The 26,254-nt window shown below is 30.4% G+C and carries 25 protein-coding genes; 11 read left to right on the forward strand and 14 right to left on the reverse strand.

Annotation, left to right across the window (positions count from 1 at the left end; translation table 11 throughout):
- Nucleotides 1-43: 43 nt before the first annotated feature.
- From LFT63_RS05190 to fakB1, 3 genes are read right to left on the reverse strand one after another with little or no spacing between them, the layout of a single operon-like run.
- Complete coding sequence (locus LFT63_RS05190; RefSeq protein ID WP_340768176.1) at nt 44-718, reverse strand: ComF family protein; 675 nt, start codon at nt 716-718, stop codon at nt 44-46.
- Nucleotides 719-2,023 carry a DEAD/DEAH box helicase family protein gene (locus LFT63_RS05195; protein ID WP_029056483.1) on the reverse strand — a complete coding sequence of 435 codons (1,305 nt, stop codon included), beginning with the start codon at nt 2,021-2,023 and terminating at the stop codon, nt 719-721.
- Nucleotides 2,024-2,078: 55 nt separating this feature from the next.
- Nucleotides 2,079-2,945 carry a fatty acid kinase binding subunit FakB1 gene (gene fakB1, locus LFT63_RS05200; RefSeq protein WP_017638184.1) on the reverse strand — a complete coding sequence of 289 codons (867 nt, stop codon included), beginning with the start codon at nt 2,943-2,945 and terminating at the stop codon, nt 2,079-2,081.
- Between the two features lie 138 nt (nt 2,946-3,083).
- Between fakB1 and LFT63_RS05205 the strand changes: the two genes are divergently transcribed.
- Entirely contained in the window at nt 3,084-3,725 is a 642-nt protein-coding gene (locus LFT63_RS05205; RefSeq protein ID WP_017638185.1) for a YigZ family protein, read from the forward strand.
- A 77-nt stretch (nt 3,726-3,802) separates the two neighbouring features.
- On the opposite strand, the gene LFT63_RS05210 is transcribed toward LFT63_RS05205, so the two are convergent.
- Nucleotides 3,803-4,882 (reverse strand): glycosyltransferase family 4 protein, encoded by a 1,080-nt coding sequence (locus tag LFT63_RS05210; RefSeq protein ID WP_017638186.1) that lies wholly within the window; start codon nt 4,880-4,882, stop codon nt 3,803-3,805.
- Nucleotides 4,883-5,336: 454 nt separating this feature from the next.
- Between LFT63_RS05210 and gdpS the strand changes: the two genes are divergently transcribed.
- From gdpS to pepT, 4 genes are all read left to right on the forward strand, one after another.
- On the forward strand, nt 5,337-6,407 hold the full coding sequence (gene gdpS, locus LFT63_RS05215; protein WP_029056481.1) for a GGDEF domain-containing protein GdpS: 1,071 nt from the start codon (nt 5,337-5,339) through the stop codon (nt 6,405-6,407).
- Nucleotides 6,408-6,633: 226 nt separating this feature from the next.
- Nucleotides 6,634-7,395 carry a threonine/serine exporter family protein gene (locus tag LFT63_RS05220; RefSeq protein ID WP_017636809.1) on the forward strand — a complete coding sequence of 254 codons (762 nt, stop codon included), beginning with the start codon at nt 6,634-6,636 and terminating at the stop codon, nt 7,393-7,395.
- A 15-nt stretch (nt 7,396-7,410) separates the two neighbouring features.
- Nucleotides 7,411-7,905, forward strand: coding sequence for a threonine/serine exporter family protein (locus LFT63_RS05225; protein WP_017636808.1), 495 nt, complete (start codon nt 7,411-7,413; stop codon nt 7,903-7,905).
- Nucleotides 7,906-7,918: 13 nt separating this feature from the next.
- Complete coding sequence (gene pepT, locus LFT63_RS05230) at nt 7,919-9,148, forward strand: peptidase T (protein ID WP_117239091.1); 1,230 nt, start codon at nt 7,919-7,921, stop codon at nt 9,146-9,148.
- Nucleotides 9,149-9,216: 68 nt separating this feature from the next.
- Here pepT and LFT63_RS05235 read toward each other — a convergent pair whose 3' ends face one another.
- The 3 genes from LFT63_RS05235 to LFT63_RS05245 all read right to left on the reverse strand — a co-directional run bounded on the left by LFT63_RS05235 (nt 9,217) and on the right by LFT63_RS05245 (nt 12,068).
- Nucleotides 9,217-10,341 carry a glycerate kinase gene (locus tag LFT63_RS05235; protein WP_029056479.1) on the reverse strand — a complete coding sequence of 375 codons (1,125 nt, stop codon included), beginning with the start codon at nt 10,339-10,341 and terminating at the stop codon, nt 9,217-9,219.
- A gap of 368 nt (nt 10,342-10,709) precedes the next feature.
- Complete coding sequence (ytxJ, locus tag LFT63_RS05240; RefSeq protein WP_017636805.1) at nt 10,710-11,030, reverse strand: bacillithiol system redox-active protein YtxJ; 321 nt, start codon at nt 11,028-11,030, stop codon at nt 10,710-10,712.
- A 147-nt stretch (nt 11,031-11,177) separates the two neighbouring features.
- On the reverse strand, nt 11,178-12,068 hold the full coding sequence (locus LFT63_RS05245; protein WP_029056478.1) for an EMYY motif lipoprotein: 891 nt from the start codon (nt 12,066-12,068) through the stop codon (nt 11,178-11,180).
- Nucleotides 12,069-12,182: 114 nt separating this feature from the next.
- Between LFT63_RS05245 and LFT63_RS05250 the strand changes: the two genes are divergently transcribed.
- From LFT63_RS05250 to LFT63_RS05260, 3 genes are all read left to right on the forward strand, one after another.
- A complete protein-coding gene (locus tag LFT63_RS05250; protein WP_029056477.1) occupies nt 12,183-12,710 on the forward strand; it encodes a GrpB family protein in 528 nt (175 codons plus the stop codon).
- A 233-nt stretch (nt 12,711-12,943) separates the two neighbouring features.
- Nucleotides 12,944-13,870, forward strand: a complete 927-nt coding sequence (murB, locus tag LFT63_RS05255; RefSeq protein WP_340768218.1) for a UDP-N-acetylmuramate dehydrogenase — start codon at nt 12,944-12,946, stop codon at nt 13,868-13,870.
- A 23-nt stretch (nt 13,871-13,893) separates the two neighbouring features.
- Nucleotides 13,894-14,208 carry a CHY zinc finger protein gene (locus LFT63_RS05260; RefSeq protein ID WP_017637108.1) on the forward strand — a complete coding sequence of 105 codons (315 nt, stop codon included), beginning with the start codon at nt 13,894-13,896 and terminating at the stop codon, nt 14,206-14,208.
- A gap of 62 nt (nt 14,209-14,270) precedes the next feature.
- Here LFT63_RS05260 and LFT63_RS05265 read toward each other — a convergent pair whose 3' ends face one another.
- From LFT63_RS05265 to nrdI, 7 genes are all read right to left on the reverse strand, one after another.
- Nucleotides 14,271-15,305 (reverse strand): ferrated catecholamine ABC transporter substrate-binding lipoprotein SstD, encoded by a 1,035-nt coding sequence (locus LFT63_RS05265; RefSeq protein WP_119622726.1) that lies wholly within the window; start codon nt 15,303-15,305, stop codon nt 14,271-14,273.
- A 114-nt stretch (nt 15,306-15,419) separates the two neighbouring features.
- Nucleotides 15,420-16,193, reverse strand: coding sequence for an iron ABC transporter ATP-binding protein (locus LFT63_RS05270; RefSeq protein WP_017637110.1), 774 nt, complete (start codon nt 16,191-16,193; stop codon nt 15,420-15,422).
- Nucleotides 16,190-17,149 (reverse strand): iron chelate uptake ABC transporter family permease subunit, encoded by a 960-nt coding sequence (locus LFT63_RS05275; protein ID WP_017637111.1) that lies wholly within the window; start codon nt 17,147-17,149, stop codon nt 16,190-16,192. The genes LFT63_RS05270 and LFT63_RS05275 overlap by 4 nt, the downstream gene beginning before the upstream one ends.
- On the reverse strand, nt 17,139-18,107 hold the full coding sequence (locus tag LFT63_RS05280; RefSeq protein WP_340768184.1) for an ABC transporter permease: 969 nt from the start codon (nt 18,105-18,107) through the stop codon (nt 17,139-17,141). Before LFT63_RS05280 ends, LFT63_RS05275 begins: the two co-directional genes overlap by 11 nt.
- Before the next feature lie 209 nt (nt 18,108-18,316).
- Nucleotides 18,317-19,291, reverse strand: a complete 975-nt coding sequence (nrdF, locus tag LFT63_RS05285; protein WP_002450939.1) for a class 1b ribonucleoside-diphosphate reductase subunit beta — start codon at nt 19,289-19,291, stop codon at nt 18,317-18,319.
- A 390-nt stretch (nt 19,292-19,681) separates the two neighbouring features.
- Nucleotides 19,682-21,787, reverse strand: coding sequence for a class 1b ribonucleoside-diphosphate reductase subunit alpha (nrdE, locus tag LFT63_RS05290; protein ID WP_029056474.1), 2,106 nt, complete (start codon nt 21,785-21,787; stop codon nt 19,682-19,684).
- Nucleotides 21,750-22,148, reverse strand: coding sequence for a class Ib ribonucleoside-diphosphate reductase assembly flavoprotein NrdI (nrdI, locus tag LFT63_RS05295; protein WP_026083473.1), 399 nt, complete (start codon nt 22,146-22,148; stop codon nt 21,750-21,752). The genes nrdE and nrdI overlap by 38 nt, the downstream gene beginning before the upstream one ends.
- A gap of 800 nt (nt 22,149-22,948) precedes the next feature.
- Between nrdI and LFT63_RS05300 the strand changes: the two genes are divergently transcribed.
- The 3 genes from LFT63_RS05300 (at nt 22,949) to LFT63_RS05310 (ending at nt 26,182) form a co-directional block, all read left to right on the forward strand.
- A complete protein-coding gene (locus tag LFT63_RS05300; protein ID WP_340768187.1) occupies nt 22,949-23,827 on the forward strand; it encodes a DMT family transporter in 879 nt (292 codons plus the stop codon).
- Between the two features lie 17 nt (nt 23,828-23,844).
- Nucleotides 23,845-24,345 (forward strand): preQ(1) synthase, encoded by a 501-nt coding sequence (queF, locus tag LFT63_RS05305; protein WP_029056472.1) that lies wholly within the window; start codon nt 23,845-23,847, stop codon nt 24,343-24,345.
- A 331-nt stretch (nt 24,346-24,676) separates the two neighbouring features.
- Nucleotides 24,677-26,182 carry a peptide MFS transporter gene (locus LFT63_RS05310; RefSeq protein WP_029056471.1) on the forward strand — a complete coding sequence of 502 codons (1,506 nt, stop codon included), beginning with the start codon at nt 24,677-24,679 and terminating at the stop codon, nt 26,180-26,182.
- The last annotated feature ends 72 nt before the right edge of the window (nt 26,183-26,254 follow it).

Raw genomic sequence — 26,254 nt, forward strand, 5'->3', positions numbered from 1 at the left:
CTCTTATATTGGTAATGCTTAATTATATTTTACCACGTCGCACTTATCTTGCAAACGCAAACACATTGAATTTTCTGACATTTAATTCGGATAATTTACACATTACATGGTTGATAGTTAATCCTGTTGTATAAATATCATCTATGAGTAATATTGCTTTATTAGTTAAATCAACTTCTTCATTAATATAAAATGGATTACTTTCCTTTATGTGTAATCTTTTATTTAAGTTTGCTTGTTTAGGTCTTAATTTCATTGACAATATATTATCGTAAGTCACATTTTTAGCTTTTAATACTTCTACAACTGGATTAAAAGTTCTCATTATATTACGTTCATGGGGAGATGGTATAGGAATGATATAATCATAATCCACTTTTGGTACGTTAATCATTTCAGCAATGACCTTACTTAAATATTGATCTTTCAAGAATTTATATTGATGTATCATATCTTTCATAATTCCTTCGTATTTATAATCACATATTAATTGGTAATCAATATTAAAATGTTGTTTTAAAAATAAGCAATCCTCACAATTTTGTTCATCTTTATCTAAAGCTTTTAAACAGCGGGTACACCTTTTAAATTCGTCTTTTAAACTTATTCTCTGCCACAATTCAGAACACTTTTCACATATAACACTTGGAGGTTTATAAAAATTAATAATCGTTATAGCTTCGTTGATTGGATTTAAACATTGTAAACATCGTTGCATTTATATATCTAGCCAGCCTTTCCTAATAGCTAATTTATTCATGTCTTTAATATCCTTCTTTGCTAAAATCATTGCCATTGATACACCATTATGCAAATAAATTACTTTTCCTGTTGGCGCTTGTTTCTTTCTTCCTACACGACCTGCTATTTGAATCAATGCCTCCTTTGAAAATTGATCCGCTTCTGTAACGACTACATCTAATTTTTCCATGGTGAACCCTCTTTCGAGAATGGTTGTTGTGAAAACTATTGGATGTTTACCTTCTCTTAGGGAATTAACCTTTTCAAACCGCTCATCATCTTCGCTATGAATATAGATTAAATTTTGAATATGTGATTGATAATTTTCATAGGCTTCAATCATGCTATTAATATGATTGAAAAATACTAATGTATAACGTTGGCATTGTTTTTGTTCTATCAAAATATTTAATAACTTAAATTGAATTTTTCGAGAGTTGAATTTTAAATATTGGAAAATTGGAACTGGTAAAGGTTGTCTATGAAATCTTGCAGGCAGTTTAATTACATTGTCTTTTTCTATGGAAGATAATAGTTTTCTCGGTGGTGTTGCTGTCATGAAAATTTGACATGCTGAATGTTTAGAGGCTGAATGAATCACACTAATTAGATCATCATCCATAGAAAGCGGAAAAGCATCTACTTCATCAATAATAATGGTGTCAAAATGATTTTTAAATCTATATAATTGATGCACGGTTGAAATGATAAAATGTCCATCAAATTGTTGTGGTGAATTTTGGTGTAACACATCTATGTTTTCTTGAGAAAAAGCATCTTTAATACGTTGACTTATTTCTACGACTACATCAACTCGTGGTGATATAATGGCTATGTTATCACCTTTATTTCTAGCTACTTTTATACCTTCGAAAATCATTTCTGTCTTTCCTGCTCCGGTTACTGCATAAAGCAGTATCTTTCTTTTCTCTTTTATAGCATCTACAATTTGTTTTGAAGCATAGTTTTGTTGTTCAGAAAGATTGAAGTCTAATTGATAATTACATTCTGAAACCTTTTGTTTACTCTGCAATATTCTATAATCAGTCTGACTATCCATACGACCTAATTGAATACATTTTCTACAATAAACAATTTCCTTCTCATTATAATCAGAATAGTAACTATGAAAATATATTTGTTTATTCGTTTCACATTGAACACAATGCCATCGATTATTTTTCAATATGACGCCTTTACTTATATTTGCGATCTGTTCATTAGTTAATGTCACATCTGGTTGAATGATTTTTCCATATTGTAATATTTTATTTTCCTCCAAAATAAAAAGACATACTAGATTGTTGATGTACAATCCAATATGCCCTCTATAAATATTAATCAAGTCTTACTTTACGGGCAGTGTAACCTAAACCTAATCCACCTGAACCTAAATGGGCAGCGATTACCGGTCCGAATTCTGAATAAGCAACTTGACTATGTGATGGTGCATTTTCTTTAACAGAGTCTAGTAATGCTTTACCATCTTCAGTCTTATCACCATTAATCACAAATATCGTTACTTCATCAAAGTCCTTAACTTGGTTTAACACTTTTTCTTCTAATGCTTTAAGTGCTCTTTTTTTCGTACGTACCTTCTCTTCAGGGACTATCTTACCGTCATCAAATTTAAGTACTGGTTTCATTTTTAACAATGTACCTACCCAAGCTTGTGCACCTGTGATTCGTCCGCTTTTTTGTAGATTTTTTAAATCATCTACTATTAAATAAGCGCCTGTATGTTCTCTCATATCTGTTAATTCTGCTATGATATCATTTGGCTTATAACCTTGTTCCACCATTTCAATTGCACGTAATACGTAACAACCTTCCATCATAGCCGCAAGCTTACTATCAAATGCATATACATTAATGCCTTCTACTATTTCACCAGCTTGCTTACCAGATTGATAGCTCCCACTAATTCCACTAGATAAGAATACAACTATTACATCTGTATAGCCTTTATCTCTTAAGTTTTCATATCGTTGAATCCATTCACCTACAGCAGGTTGACTTGTAGTAGGTATTGTCGCAGACGTTGCCATTTTTTCATAAAAACGATCAATATCTACATCTGTACTTTCTGTATAGCTTACACCATCATCAAACGTCACACTTAATGGTGCAACTGGAATATCATATTTATCGATTAAATTTTGAGATAGATAGCTAGTAGAATCAGTCATTACAGCAATCTTCATAGTAGTCCTCCTCAATTATACTCATAGTAATAATACAATATTTTATCAAAAAAAGAAATTGCCATTTAAACATTTTATTTTAAGTATTTACAGAGTGTATAATACTAATATGAAAATTATAGATTTGGAAGTGAAACGATGTCAAAACCAATCATCACTGTAAAAAAAGAACATACATTTGAAAATGTTATTAATAAATCACGTTTTATTGCTCATATTAAACCGGTGACTTCTGAAGAAGAAGCTAAATCATTTATCAATGAAGTTAAAACTCAACATAAAGATGCAACGCATAATTGTTCAGCCTATACAGTAGGTCCTGAAATGAATATTCAAAAAGCAAACGACGACGGTGAACCAAGTGGCACAGCAGGTGTACCGATGTTAGAAATATTAAAAAAACTAGATATTCATGATGCTTGTGTTGTTGTCACTCGTTACTTTGGTGGAATTAAACTCGGTGGTGGCGGACTTATTAGAGCATATAGTGGTGCTGTCCGAGATGTGATTTACGACATTGGCCGTGTAGAATTGAGATCAGCTATACCAGTGACAGTCACTTTAAGTTACGATCAAACTGGCAAATTTGAATACGAATTAGAATCAACTACTTTTATGCTTAGAAATCAAAGCTATACTGACAAAGTAAGTTATGAAATAGATGTAGTTCAAACAGAGTACGATAAGTTTATCGAGTTCTTAAATAAAACAACCGCTGGGAATTATGAAATCCAAACTGAAGATAGCAAAATGCTACCTTTCGATATCTCTACAGACTAAAAAAAGCTATCAAAAAAACGACATGCATTTATTAATAGTAAATGCTCATATGTCATTTTTTGATAGCTTTATCTCGTTTAGTGATCATGTTTTTCTTCGTATTGATGTTGCGGACGATTATCTCTTTTAGTAATGAGTTTTAATATTGGTTTATAATTATCATCAATTAAACCAGTAAATTCAACAATAAGTTCAATAGTTAATAGAATTAAAATAAACATCATTAAAGCACCGAGTGGTTGTGATAGATAAAGTATAATACTTGATAAACTAAATAATATCGCAATTGAATAAATTAATAGTACAGTTTGGCGATGAGTATAACCAAGTTCTAATAATTTATGATGCAAATGGGATTTATCTGCTTGCATAATATGTTGACCTTTTTTCATTCGGCGTATCATAGCAAAAATTGTGTCTATAAACGGTACCGCTAAAATAACGATTGGGAAAAATAAAGCTATAAATGTAATATTTTTAAAACCTAACAATGATACAAATCCAATTATAAATCCTATCATCAGTGCCCCACTGTCACCTAAAAATATTTTAGCTGGGTGAGAATTATAGAATAAGAAACCTAATAATGATCCGATTAATACACAACAAATCATTATAATAAAAACATTCGCCTGTAAAATTGCAATAAATGCTATTGTCATCAAAGCAATCGCTGACACGCCAGATGCTAATCCGTCTAAACCATCGATTAAATTAATCGCATTAGTTATAGCTACAATCCAAATCACTGTTATAGGAATACTTAAAATACCGAAATGAATCGTTGGTCCCATTGGTAGTGAAATAAAATCGACTGTGACTCCATAAAACGCAACAACTAAAGCTGCTATGATTTGGCCAGCTAATTTTAAGTATGGTTTTAAATCATAAATATCATCAATTAATCCAACAACGTACATTAAAATAGCGCCAATGACTAATGGTTTTACTTCTCTTTCAATTGGATGTCCGAGCCACATTCCAACTAAAAATGAAAATAAAATAACCGTACCACCCATTACTGAAATTGGCTTTGTATGTACTTTACGAAAGTTGGGTTTATCTACTAAATTTAATTTTTTAGATATCGCAATAATAATGGGGGTTATTATTAAACTGACTATCATAGTAAATGCAATAAGTAATAATGTATACATCAGTTCACCTTCATCAAATTTAAGTTAGTTTCTATCATTAAAGAAAAATATTAAGAAATCCAACCATTTTACTTCCTTTATTTATTATAAATTAAAATATCCTTCGTATTTCTACATTTTCATTAAACGTTACCTTTTATACTTAAAAGCGCTTATTTCTAATTATATATTATACACGTATTGTTGGAATCAGTATTCCATATAAACAATTCCCTTGTAAAAATAGTTATTAGACTTACAAAACATCCCATATAATAACAATATTAATACTATGTATTATCTACAATGAAACAAAAAATCTCTTACGACGAAACTCATTTTTTTCATCATATCACTTAAATTTATATTTTAACATTAATCTCTATTATGTATAGGAAAATTTTAGTCTGACTAATGACAAATTGTAAGTTTTCACTTACAATAACTATTGGTCAATAAAGGAGTCGGTAAAACTATGTTTGAAGCAATTATATATAATATTTCAGTCATGGTTGCAGGTATTTATTTATTTCATAGACTGCAATACTCTGAAAATAAAAGAATGGTCTTTTCAAAAGAATATGTCACTGTTTTAATGACGCTTGTAGCACTATTATTAGCTGCTTATCCTATACCATTCCGTTTAGAATACTTAGTACATTTAACATTTGTTCCTTTATTATTTTTAGGGCGTTATACCAATATGATTTATACACTTACTTCTGCTATTATTGTAGCACTAGTAGATGTGCTTATTTTCGATAATTCAATTATCTATGGTATTACTCTAATTGTTATTGCTGGTGTCGTTAGTGCTGTAGGTCCATTTTTGAAACAAAACGACATCGTATCTTTACTTATTTTAAATACGATTAGTATTATCATCTTATTTATTTTAGCTTTATTTAGTCCGATATATGATTTGATTGAGATTGCTATCTTAATTCCTATTTCATTTATCATTACAATTGCCTCTGCAATTACTTTCGTAGACATATGGCATTTCTTCTCATTAGTTAATCGTTATGAAAACGAAGATAAATATGATTATTTAACTGGACTTGGAAATGTTAAAGAATTTGATAGACATTTAAATCAATTATCAAAATATACTGAAGAACATAAAGAAAGTTTAGGTTTATTACTTATTGATATTGATGGTTTTAAAGATGTTAATGATACATATACTCACCAAGCAGGTGACGCTGTATTAAAACAAATGTCTCAATTACTAAAAAATTATGTTCCCAAACAATTTTCAATTTTTAGAAATGGTGGAGAAGAATTTTCAGTTGTCATTAATGATTACACATTAGATCAAAGTGTAAAACTCGCTGAAAACATTAGACAAGGTGTAGAAAAATCGTCATTCCATTTACCTAATAAGGAAGTCATCAAACTTTCAGTCTCTATCGGTGTAGGATATTTAACGAGAGATGATCGTAAATCTCAAAGACGCGTATTTAAAGATGCAGATGACATGGTCCATGTCGCGAAAAGCGAAGGTAGAAATAAGGTAATGTTTAATCCAATTATCAAATTATAATGACCTATTTTTAAACGGTAGTCATAACCTAGGAAATAAATTCCAACCTTAGAAGCAAAAAGAAGACAACTAAATTAAGTCTTCTTTTTGCTTTTATTTTTATTCTCCCCTTCTACTTTCTTCATTACATAATCTTTTCAATCTGCCTTCCTCTATTGAAAGTTGTTAGCGCAAGTTGTACACTTCAATTATTCATATCAATAAATTAACTAGGAGGTGGTTGTTCATGTCTGACTCAATCACTATCATTGATGAAAATAAAGTGATTGATGTTGTATTGATTGCTGGAAGAATATTACTTGAAGCGGGTGCTGAAACATACCGAGTTGAAGATACAATGAATAGAATTGCACATAGCTATGGCTTATATGATACATATAGTTTTGTAACTTCTACCGCTATCATTTTTTCATTAAATGATCGAACAAGTACAAGACTGATACGAATCAGAGAGAGAACGACAGATTTGGAAAAAATAGCTTTAACAAATAGCTTATCTCGTAAAATTTCTAACAATCAACTTACAATAGATGAAGCTAAGTCTGAATTAATCCACCTTAGAAGTGCTTCGTTGCAATATTCTTTTTTAATTAATTTATTTGCAGCAGCCATTGCATGCGGATTTTTCTTATTTATGTTTGGTGGTGTCGCATCAGATTGTTGGATAGCTGCGATAGCTGGAGGCGCTGCATTTTTAACCTTTAGTCTAGTTCAACGTTATATCCAAATTAAATTTTTCTCAGAATTTGTTGCTGCTTCAGTCGTTATATCAATAGCAGTTGCGAGTTCTAAAATTGGCTTAGCGACCAATCAAAATATTATTACTATTGCTAGTGTAATGCCTCTTGTGCCTGGTATTCTAATTACCAATGCGATTCGAGATTTGCTTGCAGGAGAACTATTAGCAGGTATGTCTAGAGGTGTTGAAGCAGCGTTAACTGCATTTGCTATTGGTGCCGGTGTTGCAATTGTATTACTAATTTTTTAAGAGAGGCTGTTCATATTGTTATTTTATTTATTTCACTTTACAATCAGTTTCATTTCCACAGTCCTATTCTCCATCATTTTTAATGCGCCTCGTCGACTATTGTTAGCTTGTGGGTTTGTCGGTGCGGTAGCGTGGACTATTTATCAATTCACTGTAGACATGCAATTTGGTAAAGTAGGTGCTTCCTTTTTAGGTAGCTTAATATTAGGATTATTAAGTCATACGATGAGTAGACGTTACAAAAGACCTGTTATCATTTTCATTGTTCCTGGAATTATCCCACTTGTACCTGGTGGCGCAGCTTATGAAGCTACACGTTATTTAGTTTCAAATAATTATACAAATGCAGTAAATACCTTTTTAGAAGTTACACTAATATCTGGTGCGATTTCGTTTGGTATTCTTGTTGCAGAAATTATCTATTATATCTACACACGTATCAAACAGTATTATGGTAAGATTAAAGGTAAATCTTATAAGAAATCTTATAATATGAATAACAGAGTTTAAGGGGATGTCTAACATGAAAGAACAAATAATTGATAGATTAACAAGATATGTAAAAATTGATACACAATCAGATCCAAATTCTAATGTTACGCCTTCTACAACTAAACAATGGGATTTACTAAATCTATTGGAGAAAGAATTAAAAGATTTGGGCCTTGAAACAGATATGGATGATCATGGTTATCTGTTTGCTACATTAGAAAGCAACATAGATGCGGACGTACCAACTGTTGGATTTTTAGCACATGTTGATACATCACCTGACTTTAATGCGACTGGTATTAATCCGCAAATCATTGAAAAATATGATGGAAAACCAATTCAACTAGGACAAACAAATCGAATTTTAGATACTAAAGTCTTCCCTGAACTTAAACATGTCATCGGTGATACGCTAATGATTACTGATGGTACATCATTATTAGGTGCTGACGATAAAGCCGGTGTAGTTGAAATTATGGAAGGTCTAATATACCTTATTGAACATCCCGAAATTAAACATGGTAAAATCCGTGTTGGCTTTACTCCAGATGAAGAAATTGGTCGCGGTCCTCATCAATTTGATGTTGAACGTTTTAATGCTGATTTCGCATATACAATGGATGGTAGTCAACTTGGTGAACTACAATACGAGAGCTTTAATGCTGCAGCAGCTACTATTACTTGTCATGGTGTGAACGTACATCCTGGTTCTGCCAAAAATGCTATGATTAATGCCATTTCACTTGGACAACAATTTAATAGTTTGTTACCTCCAAATGAAGTTCCTGAACGTACTGAAGGTTATCAAGGTTTCTATCATTTAATGAACTTTGAAGGTAACGTTGAAAAAGCAACATTACAATATATTATTCGAGATCATGATAAAAAGAAATTCGATTTACGTAAAAAACGACTTATGGAAATTCGTGACGATATTAACTCACATTTCGAAAATTATCCTGTTAAAGTCGATGTTGAAGATCAATACTATAATATGGCTGAAAAAATAAAACCACATCAACATATTATTGATATTCCAACTAAAGTATTCAATCAATTAGATATTAAACCAAATACCGATCCAATTCGCGGTGGTACAGATGGTTCACAACTTTCATTTATGGGCTTACCAACACCAAATATTTTTACAGGTTGTGGCAATTTCCATGGTCCTTATGAATATGCTTCTATTAATGTAATGGAAAAAGCTATCCACGTTATGGTAGGTATAGCTGAAGAAGTAGCCAATTCAAATAAATAAATACAATAATAAACACGCCTTGATTGTCTTATACAAAATGACAACCAAGGCGTGTTATTTAGTTTGTTTTATTGATTAACATCAAACTGTGTTTTTAATAGTTTTAATGCTTGAACAGTATAATGTCTAATTTGAATACCCATTTTAAAATCAGTGTAAGTTTCAGGCATGTCGATAAATGTATTAAACATTGCTGTCACACCTTTACCTTCGAATAAATCAAATTTATCGTCAGTAGCACAAATAGCAATTGATGTTTTATTATGCTTTTCGGTTAAATCTGCAATACGTAATGTCGTAGTTTCCAACAATTGGTCTCGTTCATTTAACCCTTCACCGAAAATAATTAAATCTGCTTGTTGTACCAAATCTTCTAAATGTGTAATTTGATCTACTAGCTCATGACTAGTTAAAATTTCTGCCTGATATAATCCTTTTAATACCGCAGCAATACCGCCACCAGCACCACCACGCTCGATAGGTCCAATCGTCACTTTTAACTCACTTTTAAATAATTCACTAAAATACCATACTAAATTATCTATTTCTGCTGCTTCATTTTGAGTCATTCCTAGCGTAGAATACATTTGCATAATTTCACTTTGCTTACCATATAATCTACTAGAAAAATCTGACATCACTTGAATATTAGCTTCAGCTAATTTCGGATGAATTTCTGAAAAATCTAAACGTCTAATATATTTAATGACATGGGCACCTTTTGTCACATCAACAATATTTGCTTCATCATCATAGAATTTGGCACCTAAGGCTTGTAACATCCCTGCTCCACCATCGAAACTGCCAATTCCACCTAATGAAATAATAATATGTTTAGCATCGTTGTCTAGTGCTGCGTTTAATATTTCTCCTAAACCATAACTAGTTCTTTGTTGAATTGGTTTTTGACCTTTTAAAAATAAATTACCTTCTATAATTGTCATTCCACTATCAGTTTGACCATATATTGCCTCTACTTCATTCATATCTGCATCGTGAGCGGCAACTCGATATTTACTACCAGACTGCCATAAAAAGACAGAATCCATTAATTCATGGCGGCCATTAAATAATGGCACTTGCACTATATCTGCCTTTTCAATTTGACTAGCAACCGCTTCTTCTACATATCTATTTGCTTGATAACTAGAAATAATACCATTAAATTCATCCATGGCTACTAAAACTTTCATCGCCTTAACCACCTTGTTTTATATATAGTGTTACTTATTAAAATCATTTATATGATGTTTTAAATATAATTTATAGATTCATCGTATAATTAATATTTTACACTAACATATTATACATATGAATGCTGCGTATTTCACAATAAAAGCTATTACAAATTATATTAAAACAATTACATTTTGAATATTGATTTATTATATCCTATTCACTAGCAAACCATAAATGATAAACCATATTTCGTTTTAATAACTAAAAAAGCCATTTCACTACTACATCATAGTAATAAAATGACTTTTACCTTTTAAATGAACACAAAGTTAATTAAAATTTACGTTCATTACTCAATTATTTGTTCACTTATCTGAAAAAATTATTCTTCTGCTTGAGCTAATGATGAAACATTGATATCACTATGTGAAGCATTCCATTTCATTTCACCATTGACGAAGTAAAATGCTTGTGGTGATTCATGTTTTACATTTGTTTTTTCAGCAATATAGTCCGATAACTTACGCTCCTGCTGTACTATTAAATAGTAACCATCCATATCGCGTTCATATAAAAATTTATTAAACTGATCATACGCATTTGCAGAAATTGGACAAGTTTCGCTATGTTTTAAAACAAATAAATATTTATTTTCATTTAGCACTTGTTCAAACTGGTCAATTGAACTCAGCTTTATAGCCATTCTATTCACCTCTAAAAGTATTTATCACATTTTCTGAGCATATGCGTGATATTCATATCCCGAAAATAATATCAGTGGGTACAATTATACACATTTTACTTAGCAATGTTAACCATGGTTATTTAATTTATTTAATTCTAATCAAAATTAATTGTTTTTTTGTTTTACCTTTTTTAATTTCGAATTAAATTCCTTATCTTGCTTATCTATATCTTTACCCTCTTTTGGCAACTTATCGACATCTATTTTAGATATTTTTTCACCAACTTCTATAGTATCAATACGAGTATCATAATAATTCTCTAAACTGTAGTACATTTCAATCGCGTTCTTACGGGCATTATCGACATTTGTATCAGAAATATTAGTTTGATTTATATCTTTAATTTGTTTCTCAATTAAAGGAGAAATATGATTTTCAATTGCTTTTTTGGCTGTTTTTGCATCACTTGTAGACGTATCTAAATATTTTTTGGCAGTTTGTTTTAAATCTTTATTATTACTTTCTAATTTTGATGTTAATTGATTTGCATCTTCTTTATTAGAAGCATTATTTATTTTCTTTTCAACTTGAGAGCGGTTCTTCTCAAATAATTTAGTATAATCTAAAATATCTTCATTATCTTTGATTGAATCGTTACACAAGTCTACAAAATCTTTCAAATCATATATTGAACTTTTTTTATCTTTAACAGTTTTAAGATACTCAGATTTTAACTCTTTAACCTCTTTTGTTTCAGCAGGCAATTGTTTTGCAGATTTTTCGTATTCTTTGAATGCAGGTATTAATTGTTGATCAATATCATCTTGAAGTTTAATAAACTCTTTTCTGTTTTTATCAGTAGTGTCTGTTTTACTTAAGTGATCTAATTCTTTAAGATTTATTTTTTTCATAACTTTTTTTAATTTATCTTGTTTATGATTCACTTCATCTAATTTACTTTCAAAATGATTTAAATCTGAATTAGTTTTATTACTACATGCTGTTAACGAGATAATAATGAGGAAAATCACTGGGATAAGTATTATTTTTTTCATATTTGCACCCCTTACCATAGAACATTATACAGAAACGTATTTATTAAGAAAATAAATTATGTTATAGTATCTCAGACTTTATAGCTTACCAATTTATAACAAAGGAGTAAAACCATGTACGGGCATGTTCAACCTCTCATTAAATATCAAACAGATGACCATTACAACCATTTATATCAAGAAACAAGCGCTCTATTGTATAATTTACTAGATTCACCAATTAAATATACACAGCATATTGGTGGAACGAAGCATTTTAATTATGAGACTGAACCCATACTTGATTTGCTTATCGGTGTAGATAATTTACATGATATTACATCATTAGATGAAAAGCGTCTCAATTATGCTGGATTTTATCGATTACATCACGCTTATAAAAAGAAAGTAATGATGGCAAAGTTTAATAATCTTAGAGAATTAAAGCAAGAAATTCGTTTACACATCGTTCAATTAAACACTCAATTATTTGAACAATATCAAACTGTCGATCACATATTAAATAATAATATAGATATCGCAAATGAATTCGCTCAAAAAAAGAAACAATTATTAAACAATGTTGAATCAATAAGAACGTATGAAAACCAAAAGCAATCTATATTTGAAAATATATACAAACAATATGGTCCCTTAAAATAAAGAGAAACATATAATCTACAATCATTATATAAATTTATATTTACGATATTAAAAATCTCATTATAAATGTTCAACATATCATAATTATATAGCATATAAATCAAAATAAAATAATAATGTATTATGCACATCTTAGTCGATTTACTTTGCGTATAATATCTTCTTATTTCGCAAATAGCAAATAAAATTGATATAATAATAATATTAGTATTGAATAAAGAAAGGACGTACGGATAGTGAATAAAAACGATATATTAAAAGGTTTGCAAGAAATTATTCCAAACGACATTATTGAAGTAGATGAACCTTTAAAAAAATACACTTACACTGAAACTGGCGGTAAAGCTGATTTTTATCTTTCACCTACTAAAAATGAGGAAGTACAAGCGATTGTTAAATATGCAAACCAAAATAATATTCCAGTCACTTATTTAGGAAATGGTTCGAATATTATTATCCGAGAAGGCGGCATTAGAGGTATTGTATTGAGCCTATTATCATTAAAGCATATTGATGTATCAGATGATGCAATTATCGCGGGTAGCGGTGTAGCCATTATTGATGTTTCACGTGTAGCAAGAGACTACGCACTAACTGGTTTAGAATTTGCATGCGGCATACCAGGATCAATTGGCGGTGCAGTATTTATGAATGCTGGCGCTTATGGTGGCGAAGTGAAAGATTGTATTGACTATGCACTATGTGTTAATGAAAATGGTGATTTACTTAAATTAACAACTCAAGAATTAGAACTAGACTACAGAAATAGTATCGTACAGAAAAAACATCTCGTAGTTTTAGAAGCTGCATTTACATTAGAACCTGGTAACTTAAAAGAAATTCAAGCCAAAATGGACGACTTAACTGAACGCCGTGAAACTAAACAACCACTCGAATATCCATCATGTGGAAGTGTCTTCCAAAGACCACCAGGCCATTTTGCTGGTAAATTAATTCAAGATTCTAATCTACAAGGTCATCGTATTGGTGGTGTTGAAGTTTCAACTAAACATGCTGGTTTTATGGTTAATGTAGATAAAGGTACGGCGACAGATTATGAAGATTTAATCCATCATGTTCAAAAAACAGTTAAAGATAAATTTGATGTTGAATTAAATACAGAGGTACGTATTATAGGAGAACATCCGGACGCAGATTAATTGGTTATAGGAGGTTTGTTTCTTTGCCGAAAGTTTACGGTTCAATTGTTGATAATGAAACAAGATGCATACATTATCAGTCATTTTTGGATATTATAGCAATTAAATTCAAATGCTGTAATAAATATTATCCTTGTTATCAATGTCACAACGACCATGAGACACATCCTATCAAACGCTGGAGTGAAGATGAATTTAACGAGTATGCCATTATGTGTGGTGTCTGTAAAAATGAAATGACAATCAACGAATACATGATGGTTGAATCTTGTCCGAAATGTCAATCTCACTTTAATCATAGATGTAAATTCCATTACCATCTTTATTTCGAAGTTTAATAATTTAAAATGATAAAAGCGCTAATGGCTCTCACAATGAGGCTATTAGCGCTTATTATTTATTATTTTACAACTTCTTCTAATTCATCAATTTGTTTCATAGTAGTTGTTGTTGAACCAGAAGCAAAATACCATAATTTAGGATCAAGTTCATAAATTTTATGATCTTTAACGGCTTTTACGTTTTTCAATACATCATTATTTAATGTTTTCTTAGCAGTCGCATTATTAGAAACAACTTGTCCTCTATCCATTGCTAAAATCACATCTGGATTTTCTTTATTAATATATTCGTTATTAACATTTTGACCATGTGGTCCTTTAGTTACATGTTTATCGACTGGTTTAAATCCAAGTGTATCAAATACTAAACCACCAAAACGAGATCCTGGACCAAATGTAGATAATTCACCTTCATTGACTAATAAATACATTACTTTTTTATCAAATTTAGATGTTTTATCTTTCATTGCATCAACTTTTTTATCTAGTTTCTTAGTTAATGATTTCGCTTTATCTTCTTTATCGTAAATTTTACCTAATTTTTCTGTATTTTCTTTCATAGATTTTAGATAATGTTTATCATCTGTACCCATGTAAACAATTTTAGCTTTAGGTGCTGCTTTTTTAAATTCATCTAAATTTTTCTGATTAGCTGTTCTACCTGAAATAAAAATCACTTCTGGTTTTGCTTCTGCAACTTTATCGAAATTAACTTGTTTTAGGTTACCAGTATTTAAATATTTATCAGATTTAAAATCATCTAAGAAATCTGGTAATGATTTACCGCCTTCACCTTTAGGTAAAGCTTTTACTTTACTAGAAAGACCCATTTCTTTTAAATCGTTTAAAGCACCGTAATCTAATACGACAGCATTTTTAGGATTTTTAGGTACTTCCACTGTTTCTTTTACCTTTTTAGCATCGCTACCGTCTTTTTCTTTTCCTTGTGCTTCATAATTATTTTCGATTTTAACAGTGTCTTTTGAACCACTTTTTTCAGATTTAGAATCTGAATCATCGTTGTTAGAGTTGTTACCACACGCTGCTAAAACTAATACTAAAGATAATAATAAGACTAAAATAGATTTTTTCATTATGTAATAACTCCTTTTTAATTTTATCGATTGGCTGAGAGGAACGTGTTTGAATAGATTGATTTATCCATATACTATAAGCATCACTCCTTTAAAGGTCTAATAAAACTAGTGTTAATTCAATATCAATTCATCATAATATAGACAAATACGTTGACCATTTACATTTTCAACTTTGACATCCATTTCATATAATTCTCTTAATACATTGCTTTGAATAACAGTTTGATTACTACCAGAACGAACAAGTTCACCATTTTTTAAAGCAATAATATTATCTGAATAACAGGATGCAAAATTAATATCATGTAATACAATAACGATTGTTTTATTTAATGTTTTTGCTAATGTACGCAAAGTTTGCATAATTTGTACTGAATGTTTCATATCTAGATTATTTAGTGGTTCATCTAATAAAATGTATTCAGTATTTTGTGCGATCGTCATCGCTATATAAGCGCGTTGACGTTGTCCTCCTGACAGTGTTTTGATATTTCTATCCTTTATTTCATTTAACTGTAATAAATCTAAGGCATATTGTACTTGTTCTTTATCTTCTTGTTTTAAGTGTCCTTTGCAATAAGGAAATCTTCCAAAATTAACTAATTGTTCAACAGTAATATTCATTTCAGTATGATTAGTTTGTTTTAATATTGAAATTTTTTTAGCTAATTCATCTGTTTTGTAATCATCCATACACTTATCTTCAATTTTGACAGTGCCACTATCAATCTGAATCAACTTTGTGATTGTTGATAATAAAGTACTTTTTCCTGCACCGTTTGGACCAATAAGTGATGTGATTTTTCCTTTTTCAATATCAACATTAATATCTTTTAAAATTTTCTTCTTCTGAATGGATTTATTTAAACTTTGAATTTGGATCAATTGGCATTTCTCCCTCTAACTAATAAGTATATAAAGTAACTTCCACCTATAAGGTCAATAATTATACTTACTTCAGTAGTCGCTTCAAAAAGATGTTCAACAACCCATTGCGCTATAAATAAACTTATCCAACTAAAACATAATGTAGCAGGTAGTATATATTTATGCTCATAAGTCTTGATAAATTCATGTGCTAAATTGACAGTTAATAGTCCTAAAAATGTAATTGGACCTACTAAAGCTGTTGAAACAGATACTAAAATAGCAACAACAATGAGAAATAATCTTGTTACTTTTTCATAATTGACGCCTAAATTAATTGCTTGTTCTCTACCGAGCAATAAGACATCTAAATATGGAAGCGAGATAATAGTAATGACGATTAACACGGCTAATACGATAGCTGAAAATCCAACAAGTTTTGAATTAGAAGCGTCAAAGTTAGCAAACATTGTACTTTGAACAGCTAAAAATGATTCTGGATCCATAACTAATTGGATAAAACCTGTAATACTTCTAAAAAATGTTCCAAGTACGACGCCAACTAAAAGTATGAAATAAACAGAAAAATGGCCTATTTTAAATAAAACTTGGAATAAGAAAAGCGCAAATAATACCATTGCTAATAATGTAATGACAAAATTAATATAAACATTAGTAACTAATGTGGATTGAGTTCCTAATATAAACACAGGTAAAATTTTCACAAATAAGTATACGGAATCAAGACCAATGATTGATGGTGTCAGTAACCGATTTGTCGTAATAGCTTGGAAAATAACAACGGAAGTACCTATAGCACCGCCAACTAAAATAATTAATATGAATTTTCTTAAACGACTTTGGATTTGATAATCAAATATTTCAAAATCAATACCTAACAATAAATATAAAACACCTATAATTAGTGTGATTAAGGTTAGTAACAATACTTTCTTATTGTGTTTAGTTAGCATAATTACCCCTACCTTTCATCAATAAGATAAGGAATATAATAGTTCCAAACACACCTATAGTTAAACCGATGTTAATTTCGTATGGGTACACGATTAGTCGACCTATAATGTCTGAAAACAGCACAAAGACCGCACCTAACATCATTGTATGAGGTAAAGCATGTTTTAAATGGTCTCCTCTATAAATTGAAATGATATTAGGAACAATTAACCCTAGAAATGGTAATGTACCAACAGTGACAACAACAAGCGCAGTAATTGTTGCAGTTATAAATAAAGCGATGTTAATTATTTTTTCATAGTTAACTCCTAAGTTATGGCTGAAGTCTTTGCCCATACCCGCAATCGTAAAATGGTTCGCAAATATATATGTAATTATTAAAAACGGAATACTTAAATATAATACTTCGTAACGACCACTAGTAATAATGGCAAAATTACCATTCAACCAATTACCTATGCTTTGAACTGCATTTGTACGTAACGCAATAAATGTCGTAAAACTAGAAACTATGCCACCAAGCATAATACCTAACAACGGAATAAAGATGACATCTTTTACCTTAATAAGTTGAACTAATTTAACAAAGAAATAAGTTCCAACTACACTGCATATAACAGCAAAAATTAATTTGATAAGTATATGTCCTTTAGGAAAGAAAATTAAAGATAATAAAATACCTAATTTTGCCCATTCCATCGTACCTGCTGTCGTTGGACTTACAAATTTATTTTGCATCATTTGTTGCATAATTAAACCAGCGATACCCAATGTACTACCTGATATGAGAATACTAACTGTTCGAGGAATACGACTCGATAAAATAATATTTAATTGGTCGCTGTTAAGATGGAAAATATCAGTAATCGATATTTGGCTAACACCAAGAAATAAAGAAAGAACCGTAAACGCAACGAGAAAGATGAGTAAAACATATCCCTTAAGTAAAAACTTCATAACACTTTCTCCTTGAATAGTAATTCTTATTATTTCTGACGATAATGATAATCGTTATCATTTAAAATGTTACAGAATTTATTGGTAATATTCAATAGGTTTTCGAAAAATATTGCTGTAAATTTGATTAATTTTAATATTTAAGTTAAAAACATAAAAAAAGTCTTAATTTTAATCTCATAGCGATTAAAATTAAGACTGTTTATTATTTATTTCTCGTCATCGAATATAAAATCTTCATCTCTTAAAGCTTCAACATTTAGAGCCAGTGTATAACCGTCACCTTTTACAGAGAAGAAATCATGATTTTTAGTTGTAGTGTCTAAGGCATTTTCAATAATAGGGTTGAATTCACGTTCTTCAAAATAAGGTTCAAAACCAAGATTTGATAATGCTTTATTACCATTATATTTAACGTAATTCAGTACATCTTCTGCTAATCCAATGTCATCATATAACAGATGTGTATATGATACTTCATTATCATATAACTCTTTTAATAATTTATACATTTCTTGATCAGCTCGTTGCTTTTCACTTTCAGATAGTTCATTTCTTAAGCTTTGTGCATCTAATCCAGTAAAGACACCATGAATAGATTCATCCAATAATATTTTACGAATAATTTCTCCAGATGTTGTCATCTTTCCTTGACCAGCTAGATATAGTGGATAGTAAAAACCTGAATAGAATAAAAATGTTTCTAAGAAAACACTTGATACTCTAGCAATGTACTGGTCGAAAATGGAAGCTTCTTTACCCCATAATTTATGATAGTTTTCGATGATTTTATCTGATTTATATTTTAAATGAGGTTCTTCAATAACCCACGTATCTAATAAATAGTTTGTTTCACTAGAAGGTAATAATGTAGTGAAAATATGAGAATAACTTTTAGCATGAATTTGTTCCATCATTGCCATAAATGAATATACTGCTTTTTTTCTTAAATCAGTAGTATGAAGCATTATTAATGGCATACCATCGTCTGCTTGGTGTGTGTCTAAACCTGTTAAACCTGCTAACGCTTTTTTAAATGTATTCTTTTCAGCTTCAGATAACGTTTTCCAACTTGCGATATCCTTTGATACTTTAAATTCTGTTTCTACCCACATTTGAGATATATTTTGACGCCAAAACATATTAGTCATATCTTCTTGGGTATTCCAATTGACGGCCTTCATGAATAATAATCCTCCTATCCTTTAATTAAGGTGACAGATAACCACTAACTTTCAATTAAACTACCTAATCCCTTATTAAGGTTATGTATTAACAGAGGTCGGGACAAAAGCGCTTAGGATTTGAGCAGAACCGGACGATGAGCAAAATTGTTTCTCAAATTTTGTCGAATCGTGTGAGTTTGCCCAACTTGCATTACTTGTAGAATTTCTTTGTGAAATTCTCTGTGTTGGGTCCCTTCTGCCGAAAATCCTGCTTTTGGGACGCCGTTAATCAGTTTCCCAGAGCACAAAGACTTTATGTCTCAACCACTTTTCTTTATTCTTTTAGATACTCTAAATCATAAATTCAATTAGATTAAGCTTAATGTTCTATTATGTTTGTTTATGATTTTAGATAGCGCAACTTGTACATTCTTCTACACTTAATAATTTATTACGAGTATAGTATAGAGATTTCAAACCTTTATGATGAGCATATACATATAATCTAGAAAGTTCTCGAGTAGAAATTTCTGAGTTAACATATAGTATTGTTGAAATACCTTGGTCAACATGAGTTTGAATTGTTGATACCAAATCAATTAATTTCATTTGATCAGTGTTAAATGCTGATTTGTAATACCACATTGTTTCTGGTGATAAAAATGGCATTGGATAAAACGTTTCTGCATTACCATAAGTACGTCTTTCAATTTGATCAACAATAGGCATCACTGAACTTGTAGCATTTTGCACATATGAAATACTTTGAGTTGGTGCAATAGCTAATCGATATGCGTGATATAAACCATATTGTTCAACGTCTTTTTGTAGTACTTTCCAATCTTCAGCAGTTGGGATATCTAATCCTTCGAATAATTCACGTACCTTTTCAAATTGTGGTTCAAATTCTTGAGATGTGTAGAATTCGAAATATTTTCCATTTGCATAGTCAGATTTCTCAAAATCAAGATATTTTTCTCCACGTTCTTTAGCAATTTGCATAGAACGTTCAATAGAATAATAATTCATCATCATAAAGAAGATATTAGCAAAATCTTTAGCTTCTTCTGATTCATAACCTATTTTATTTTTAGCTAAGTAACCGTGTAAATTCATAACTCCTAGACCAACAGAATGTAACTCACTGTTTGCTTTTTTAACACCAGGTGCGTTTTGAATATTAGCTTCATCACTAACCACAGTCAATGCATCCATACCAGTATGAACTGAGTCTCTGAATTTTCCAGATTCCATTACATTAACAATATTTAATGATCCTAGGTTACATGAAATATCTCTTTTAATGTCATCTTCAGTGCCGTAATCATTTATTACAGATGTTTCTTGTAATTGGAAAATTTCAGTACATAAGTTACTCATTTTAATTTGACCAATATTAGAATTAGCATGTACTTTATTCGCATTATCTTTAAACATTAAGTAAGGATAACCTGATTGTAATTGTGTTTGTGCAATCGTATTTAACATTTCACGAGCATCTTTTTTCTTTTTCTCAACGTTTGGATTTGCAACCATGTCGTCATAATATTTATCTAAATCGATGTCATCTAAAGTCACACCATATTCCTGTTTTACAGTATGTGGCGCAAACATATAGAAGTCTTTACCTTCTTTAGCTAAATCAAAGAATTTAGAAGGGACAATTAAACCAGTTGAAATAGTAGATAAGCGTAAATCTTCATCAGCATTTACCTTTTTAGTATCTAAAAATTCTTCAACATCATAATGGAAGATGTTTAAATAAACTGCGCCTGCACCAGGTCTTTGTCCTAATTGGTCAGCATAACTAAATCCACCTTCTAAAGATTTAGCAACAGGTAATACACCTTTAGCTACACCTTTAATACCTTTGATTGCTTCACCACGTGCACGTAATTTTGATAAATTGATAGCAACGCCGCCACCAATTTTACTTAGTTGTTTCGCAGTTGAATCAATAAAGTTAATAGAATTTAAACTATCATCTACTTCTAATAAGAAACATGACACTAATTCTCCACGTCGTGCTCTACCAGCATTTAAAAACGTTGGTGTTGCTGGTTGGTAACGTTGTTCAACCATGGATGAAATAAATTGTTTCGCTTGGTTTTTATCACCATTAGCTAAGTACATTGATACGATAGCAACGTGTTGATTATAATCTTCTAAAAATTGTTGTTTATCATTGGTTTTAAGTGCATAGTCTTTATAAAATTTACTTGCTGACATATAACTTGCGAATTGGAAATTAATTGATTTCGCATATTCTGTAATTTCAATTAAATCTGCCTCATTATATTTTTCAAAGACATTGAAATAAAAGTTATTGTCTACAAGATAATGTAATCTTTCGATTTCGCTATCGAAATAAATTGTTTTATCGTGGATTTCTTCCAAGTATACTTTAAGTGCCTCTTGGTCTTTTTCTAAATTAAAAAAACCATTATCTTTTCTTTTTGTAACTTCGTTATTTAATTCAATATGATTGTACTTCTTCTCGTCCATAGTTTTCATTAAAATTACCCACCTTGTTTTTAAATTCGATAACGTCTTTGTTTGTTCCCTGCACTTCAAACTTCATTAACAACGGAATATCATATTTTTCAGATATAGTACGCCCTGCTTTAGCAAAGTTCTGACCCCAGTTTCTATTTCCACTTGCAGCCACGGCCTTAATATTTGAATGATTAACATCTAAAAAAGCCTGAACCTGTTGAGGAACCTCACCAAACCCTATGGTTCCTGTAACTAAAATGTAGGGTTCATTAATAGTTTCTGTACAGTTGTCAGATGTAATTTCCATCGCATTTTCGATTTCAGCACGTTTAATGAATCGACGTACATTGCCTGAAAATGAAAAATATACTACTTTCATTGGATCGCCTTCTTTCACCAATTTAAAAAAATTAAAAAAGAAGTTCTCCTTTATTGTTAAGGAAAGCTTCCTACAAAACATTGTGTTGTAGAATGAAATGAGTCACTAAACGAAACGTTTATAAAAACTATATGACCTTATATTAATATGTGATTTTATTTTTCAAACCACAAGATATAGTGGTTAGTTTCGAATTTAGATCTATATAGTATAATTAAACATTTTGTGCCTAAACACTGTTAATAAGAGTTTTTTCTTAAATTATCAGTGTCATTTTGCATTTATAATAAGATTATTCATTTTATTAGTACCGTTTCAAAACACAATATATTGTGTCTGTTTATTAATATCGGTACTATATTCTGTGTTTCATTATACATAATAGCTATACTTATTTAAAGTTAAAGTTTTATGTCTAATGTTCGTCTTTTCTTTTGAACATGCACCACTACACCATTAGTCTTACCTCAATAAAAATAAAAAAATTTTTCAGTTAAAATCACTTGCTTTTTTAAAGAAAATATACATAACCATCATTCCAATACATTAACGAAAATCCTATCATTACAACGTATACAACCTATAAAGCAATAGAATTGAATTGCAATCGTTTTCAGTTATATACAATTTTTTAGGGATATTAAAAATGTTTAATGCCATCAATCAAAGCAAACTTTATAGAACGTATGTTCGTATTGTTATTGTATAATCTTTGTTCCAAAATATCAAGTCTTTTATGCATAACCCTATCATTTATGCTACTATAGTAACGTTAAATTTTTATAAATGAGGCGATAGTATTGAATCCTAAAATTAAAGGTATTATTGCAATCCTAATTTCTGCAGTAGGCTTTAGCTTTATGTCTGTATTTTTCAGATTAGCAGGTGATTTACCTGTTTTTCAAAAGTCTTTAGCCAGAAATTTAGTTGCTATGTTTATACCATTATTCTTCATATATAAATATAAGCAGCCTATGTTCGGAAAGTTAAGTAGTCAACCATTACTTATTTCAAGATCCGCACTTGGATTGATTGGCGTATTGTTCAATATATACGCAATTGACCATATGGTGCTCAGTGATGCTGATACTTTAATGAAGCTCAATCCTTTTTGGACAATCTTATTCAGTTTGATTTTCTTAAATGAAAAAATTCGTAAATATCAAATTACAGCGATGGTTGTAGCAATATTAGGAATGCTATTAATAGTAAAACCAGAATTTTCTTCTTCAATCATACCATCACTAGTTGGACTATTCTCAGGTATCTTTGCCGCTTCAGCCTACACTTGTGTACGTGCTTTAAGTACTAGAGAAGCACCTTATACTATTGTTTTTTACTTTTCTTTATTTTCTGTAATAGTACTTATACCATTTACAATATTTACTTATGAGCCTATGAGTAATTTACAATTACTATATTTATTTGGAGCTGGATTATCAGCTGCAGTAGGTCAAATTGGTATCACATTAGCTTATAGTTTCGCAGCAGCTAAAGATATTTCTATATTTACTTATGCTTCTATTATATTTACGGCATTGTTCGGATTCATATTATTCGGAGAATCACCTGATTTATTAGCTACACTTGGATATGTCGTAATTATTGGCGCAAGTTATTATATGTTTGAAAAAGCTAGACGAGAATCAAACGCAACTCAACAACAATCTAAATCTTAATTAAAGGAGTGATTCTTTTGGCACAAGGACGTCAAAAAGATGAATTACAAGATATTACATTACTAGGCAATCAAAATAATACTTACGATTTTGATTATAGACCTGATGTTTTAGAAACTTTTGAGAATAAACACCAAGGCAGAGATTACTTTGTTAAATTTAATTGTCCAGAATTCACATCTCTTTGCCCTATTACTGGTCAACCTGACTTTGCTACAATTTATATTTCATATATTCCTAACGTTAAAATGGTAGAATCTAAATCATTAAAATTATATTTATTTAGTTTTAGAAACCACGGAGACTTTCATGAGGATTGTATGAATATCATTATGAATGATTTAATTGATTTGATGGATCCCCATTACATTGAAGTATGGGGTAAATTCACACCTCGTGGCGGTATTTCAATTGATCCATATACAAATTATGGTCGTCCAAATTCAAAATATGAACAAATGGCTGAACATAGAATGATGAACCATGATATGTATCCAGAAAATGTAGACAATCGTTAATACCTTAATTATTTTATTGTTAAAACTTTAGTACTTTGAAATGTCGTCGCAAGATGTTTCATTTAGTGCTAAAGTTTTTTATTTAATTTTCAAAAAACTCTTGCACTTTATTGAGTTAAAGCGTATTTTATATAGTACTAGTACTAAATCTTAAGAAGTTAATGATTAATTACTTTGTATGAATTATACATAAAATAATCACAAGTAAATTGACTGAATTTTCTTTTTTATAATTTTTTGAATATTATTGCAACTTCTTAATTTCAATAGTACAATTTTTAAAAACGACTTAACGTTAGCGTTACGGGAAAAGAAAGGATGGGATAAATATATGAAAGCCAATAATTCCCATGAACAAGCAATACAAGAAATACCACAAACAGGATTCTTCGGGCATCCAAGAGGATTGGGTGTATTATTTTTCGTAGAATTTTGGGAGAGATTTAGTTATTACGGCATGCGTGCAATGCTCTTATTCTATATGTACTACTCAGTTGCTAATCATGGATTAGGAATTGATAGAACGACCGCGATGTCTATTATGTCTGTTTACGGTGCTTTAATTTACATGTCTTGTATTCCAGGTGGTTGGATTGCTGACAGAATTACAGGTACTAGAGGTGCCACACTAATTGGTGCTGTGCTCATTATTATCGGACACATTTGCTTAAGCTTACCATTTTCAATGGTTGGTTTATTCGCATCAATGTTCTTCATCATTATAGGTTCAGGTGTGATGAAACCAAATATCTCTAATATTGTTGGTAGATTATATACCAAAGATGACACTCGTATGGATGCTGGGTTTGTAATTTTCTATATGTCAGTTAACTTCGGTGCTTTAATTTCACCAATTATCTTGCAACAATTTTTAGATGTTAAAAACTTCCACGGTGGTTTCTTAATTGCAGCTATCGGTATGGCACTTGGATTAGTATGGTATATATTATTTAATCGCAAAAATTTAGGTCGTGTTGGTATGTCTCCAACAAACCCACTTTCACCTTCAGAAAAGAAAAAATATTCAGCTATTGTTGGTGCTATCGTAGCAATTATCATCATTGTATTAATCGTTACATATATGACTAATACATTATCATTCGATTTAGTAAGTAATACTGTTTTAGTATTAGGTATTGTATTACCAATTTCTTATTTCACAGTTATGATTCGTAGTAAAGATGTCACTGAGGTCGAACGTTCAAGAACTAAAGCATTTATACCATTATTTATTTTAGGTATGGTGTTCTGGGCAATCCAAGAACAAGGATCAAACGTATTAAATATTTATGGTATTGAACATTCAGATATGAAATTGAATCTTTTAGGATGGAAAACAAACTTTGGAGAAACTATTTTCCAATCTATTAATCCATTATTCATCTTATTATTTGCACCAGTCATTTCAATGATTTGGCAAAAATTAGGTAAACGTCAACCAAGTCTACCTATTAAATTTGTCATTGGTGCTGGATTAGCTGGTTTTTCATATATCTTAATGGGATTAATCGGTAACTTATATGGAAGTGCGCATTTCTCAGTAAACTGGGTTATTCTGTCTTACATCATTTGTGTAATCGGTGAATTATGTTTATCACCAACTGGTAACAGTGCGGCAGTTAAGTTAGCACCAAAAGCATTCAATGCTCAAATGATGAGTTTATGGTTATTAACTAATGCTTCTGCTCAAGCATTTAATGGTACTTTGGTAAAACTCATTGATCCATTAGGTCAAACGAACTACTTCATTTTCCTAGGTACTTCAGCTATAGTCATTACTTTAATTATTTTAGCCTTCTCACCAAAAATTGTTAAAGCAATGAGAGGTATTAGATAATTTAAACAATATTTGCTATAAGTCGAAATAATTCGGCTTATAGCTTTTTTAGTTTATAATGAAAAATGCTAT

Origin of the sequence: Staphylococcus sp. FSL H8-0121 (genome assembly GCF_038008425.1) — a bacterium.
GTDB lineage: Bacteria > Bacillota > Bacilli > Staphylococcales > Staphylococcaceae > Staphylococcus > Staphylococcus pasteuri.

Excerpts from the sequence above, each read along its gene's own strand:
- LFT63_RS05190 (WP_340768176.1), bottom strand. The coding sequence starts at position 718 with ATGCAACGATGTTTACAATGTTTAAATCCAATCAACGAAGCTATAACG.
- fakB1 (WP_017638184.1), bottom strand. The coding sequence starts at position 2,945 with ATGAAGATTGCTGTAATGACTGATTCTACTAGCTATCTATCTCAAAAT.
- LFT63_RS05205 (WP_017638185.1), top strand. The coding sequence starts at position 3,084 with ATGTCAAAACCAATCATCACTGTAAAAAAAGAACATACATTTGAAAAT.
- LFT63_RS05210 (WP_017638186.1), bottom strand. The coding sequence starts at position 4,882 with ATGTATACATTATTACTTATTGCATTTACTATGATAGTCAGTTTAATA.
- gdpS (WP_029056481.1), top strand. The coding sequence starts at position 5,337 with ATGTTTGAAGCAATTATATATAATATTTCAGTCATGGTTGCAGGTATT.
- LFT63_RS05220 (WP_017636809.1), top strand. The coding sequence starts at position 6,634 with ATGTCTGACTCAATCACTATCATTGATGAAAATAAAGTGATTGATGTT.
- pepT (WP_117239091.1), top strand. The coding sequence starts at position 7,919 with ATGAAAGAACAAATAATTGATAGATTAACAAGATATGTAAAAATTGAT.
- LFT63_RS05235 (WP_029056479.1), bottom strand. The coding sequence starts at position 10,341 with ATGAAAGTTTTAGTAGCCATGGATGAATTTAATGGTATTATTTCTAGT.
- ytxJ (WP_017636805.1), bottom strand. The coding sequence starts at position 11,030 with ATGGCTATAAAGCTGAGTTCAATTGACCAGTTTGAACAAGTGCTAAAT.
- LFT63_RS05245 (WP_029056478.1), bottom strand. The coding sequence starts at position 12,068 with ATGAAAAAAATAATACTTATCCCAGTGATTTTCCTCATTATTATCTCG.
- LFT63_RS05250 (WP_029056477.1), top strand. The coding sequence starts at position 12,183 with ATGTACGGGCATGTTCAACCTCTCATTAAATATCAAACAGATGACCAT.
- LFT63_RS05265 (WP_119622726.1), bottom strand. The coding sequence starts at position 15,305 with ATGAAAAAATCTATTTTAGTCTTATTATTATCTTTAGTATTAGTTTTA.
- LFT63_RS05275 (WP_017637111.1), bottom strand. The coding sequence starts at position 17,149 with ATGCTAACTAAACACAATAAGAAAGTATTGTTACTAACCTTAATCACA.
- LFT63_RS05280 (WP_340768184.1), bottom strand. The coding sequence starts at position 18,107 with ATGAAGTTTTTACTTAAGGGATATGTTTTACTCATCTTTCTCGTTGCG.
- nrdF (WP_002450939.1), bottom strand. The coding sequence starts at position 19,291 with ATGAAGGCCGTCAATTGGAATACCCAAGAAGATATGACTAATATGTTT.
- nrdE (WP_029056474.1), bottom strand. The coding sequence starts at position 21,787 with ATGAAAACTATGGACGAGAAGAAGTACAATCATATTGAATTAAATAAC.
- nrdI (WP_026083473.1), bottom strand. The coding sequence starts at position 22,148 with ATGAAAGTAGTATATTTTTCATTTTCAGGCAATGTACGTCGATTCATT.
- LFT63_RS05310 (WP_029056471.1), top strand. The coding sequence starts at position 24,677 with ATGAAAGCCAATAATTCCCATGAACAAGCAATACAAGAAATACCACAA.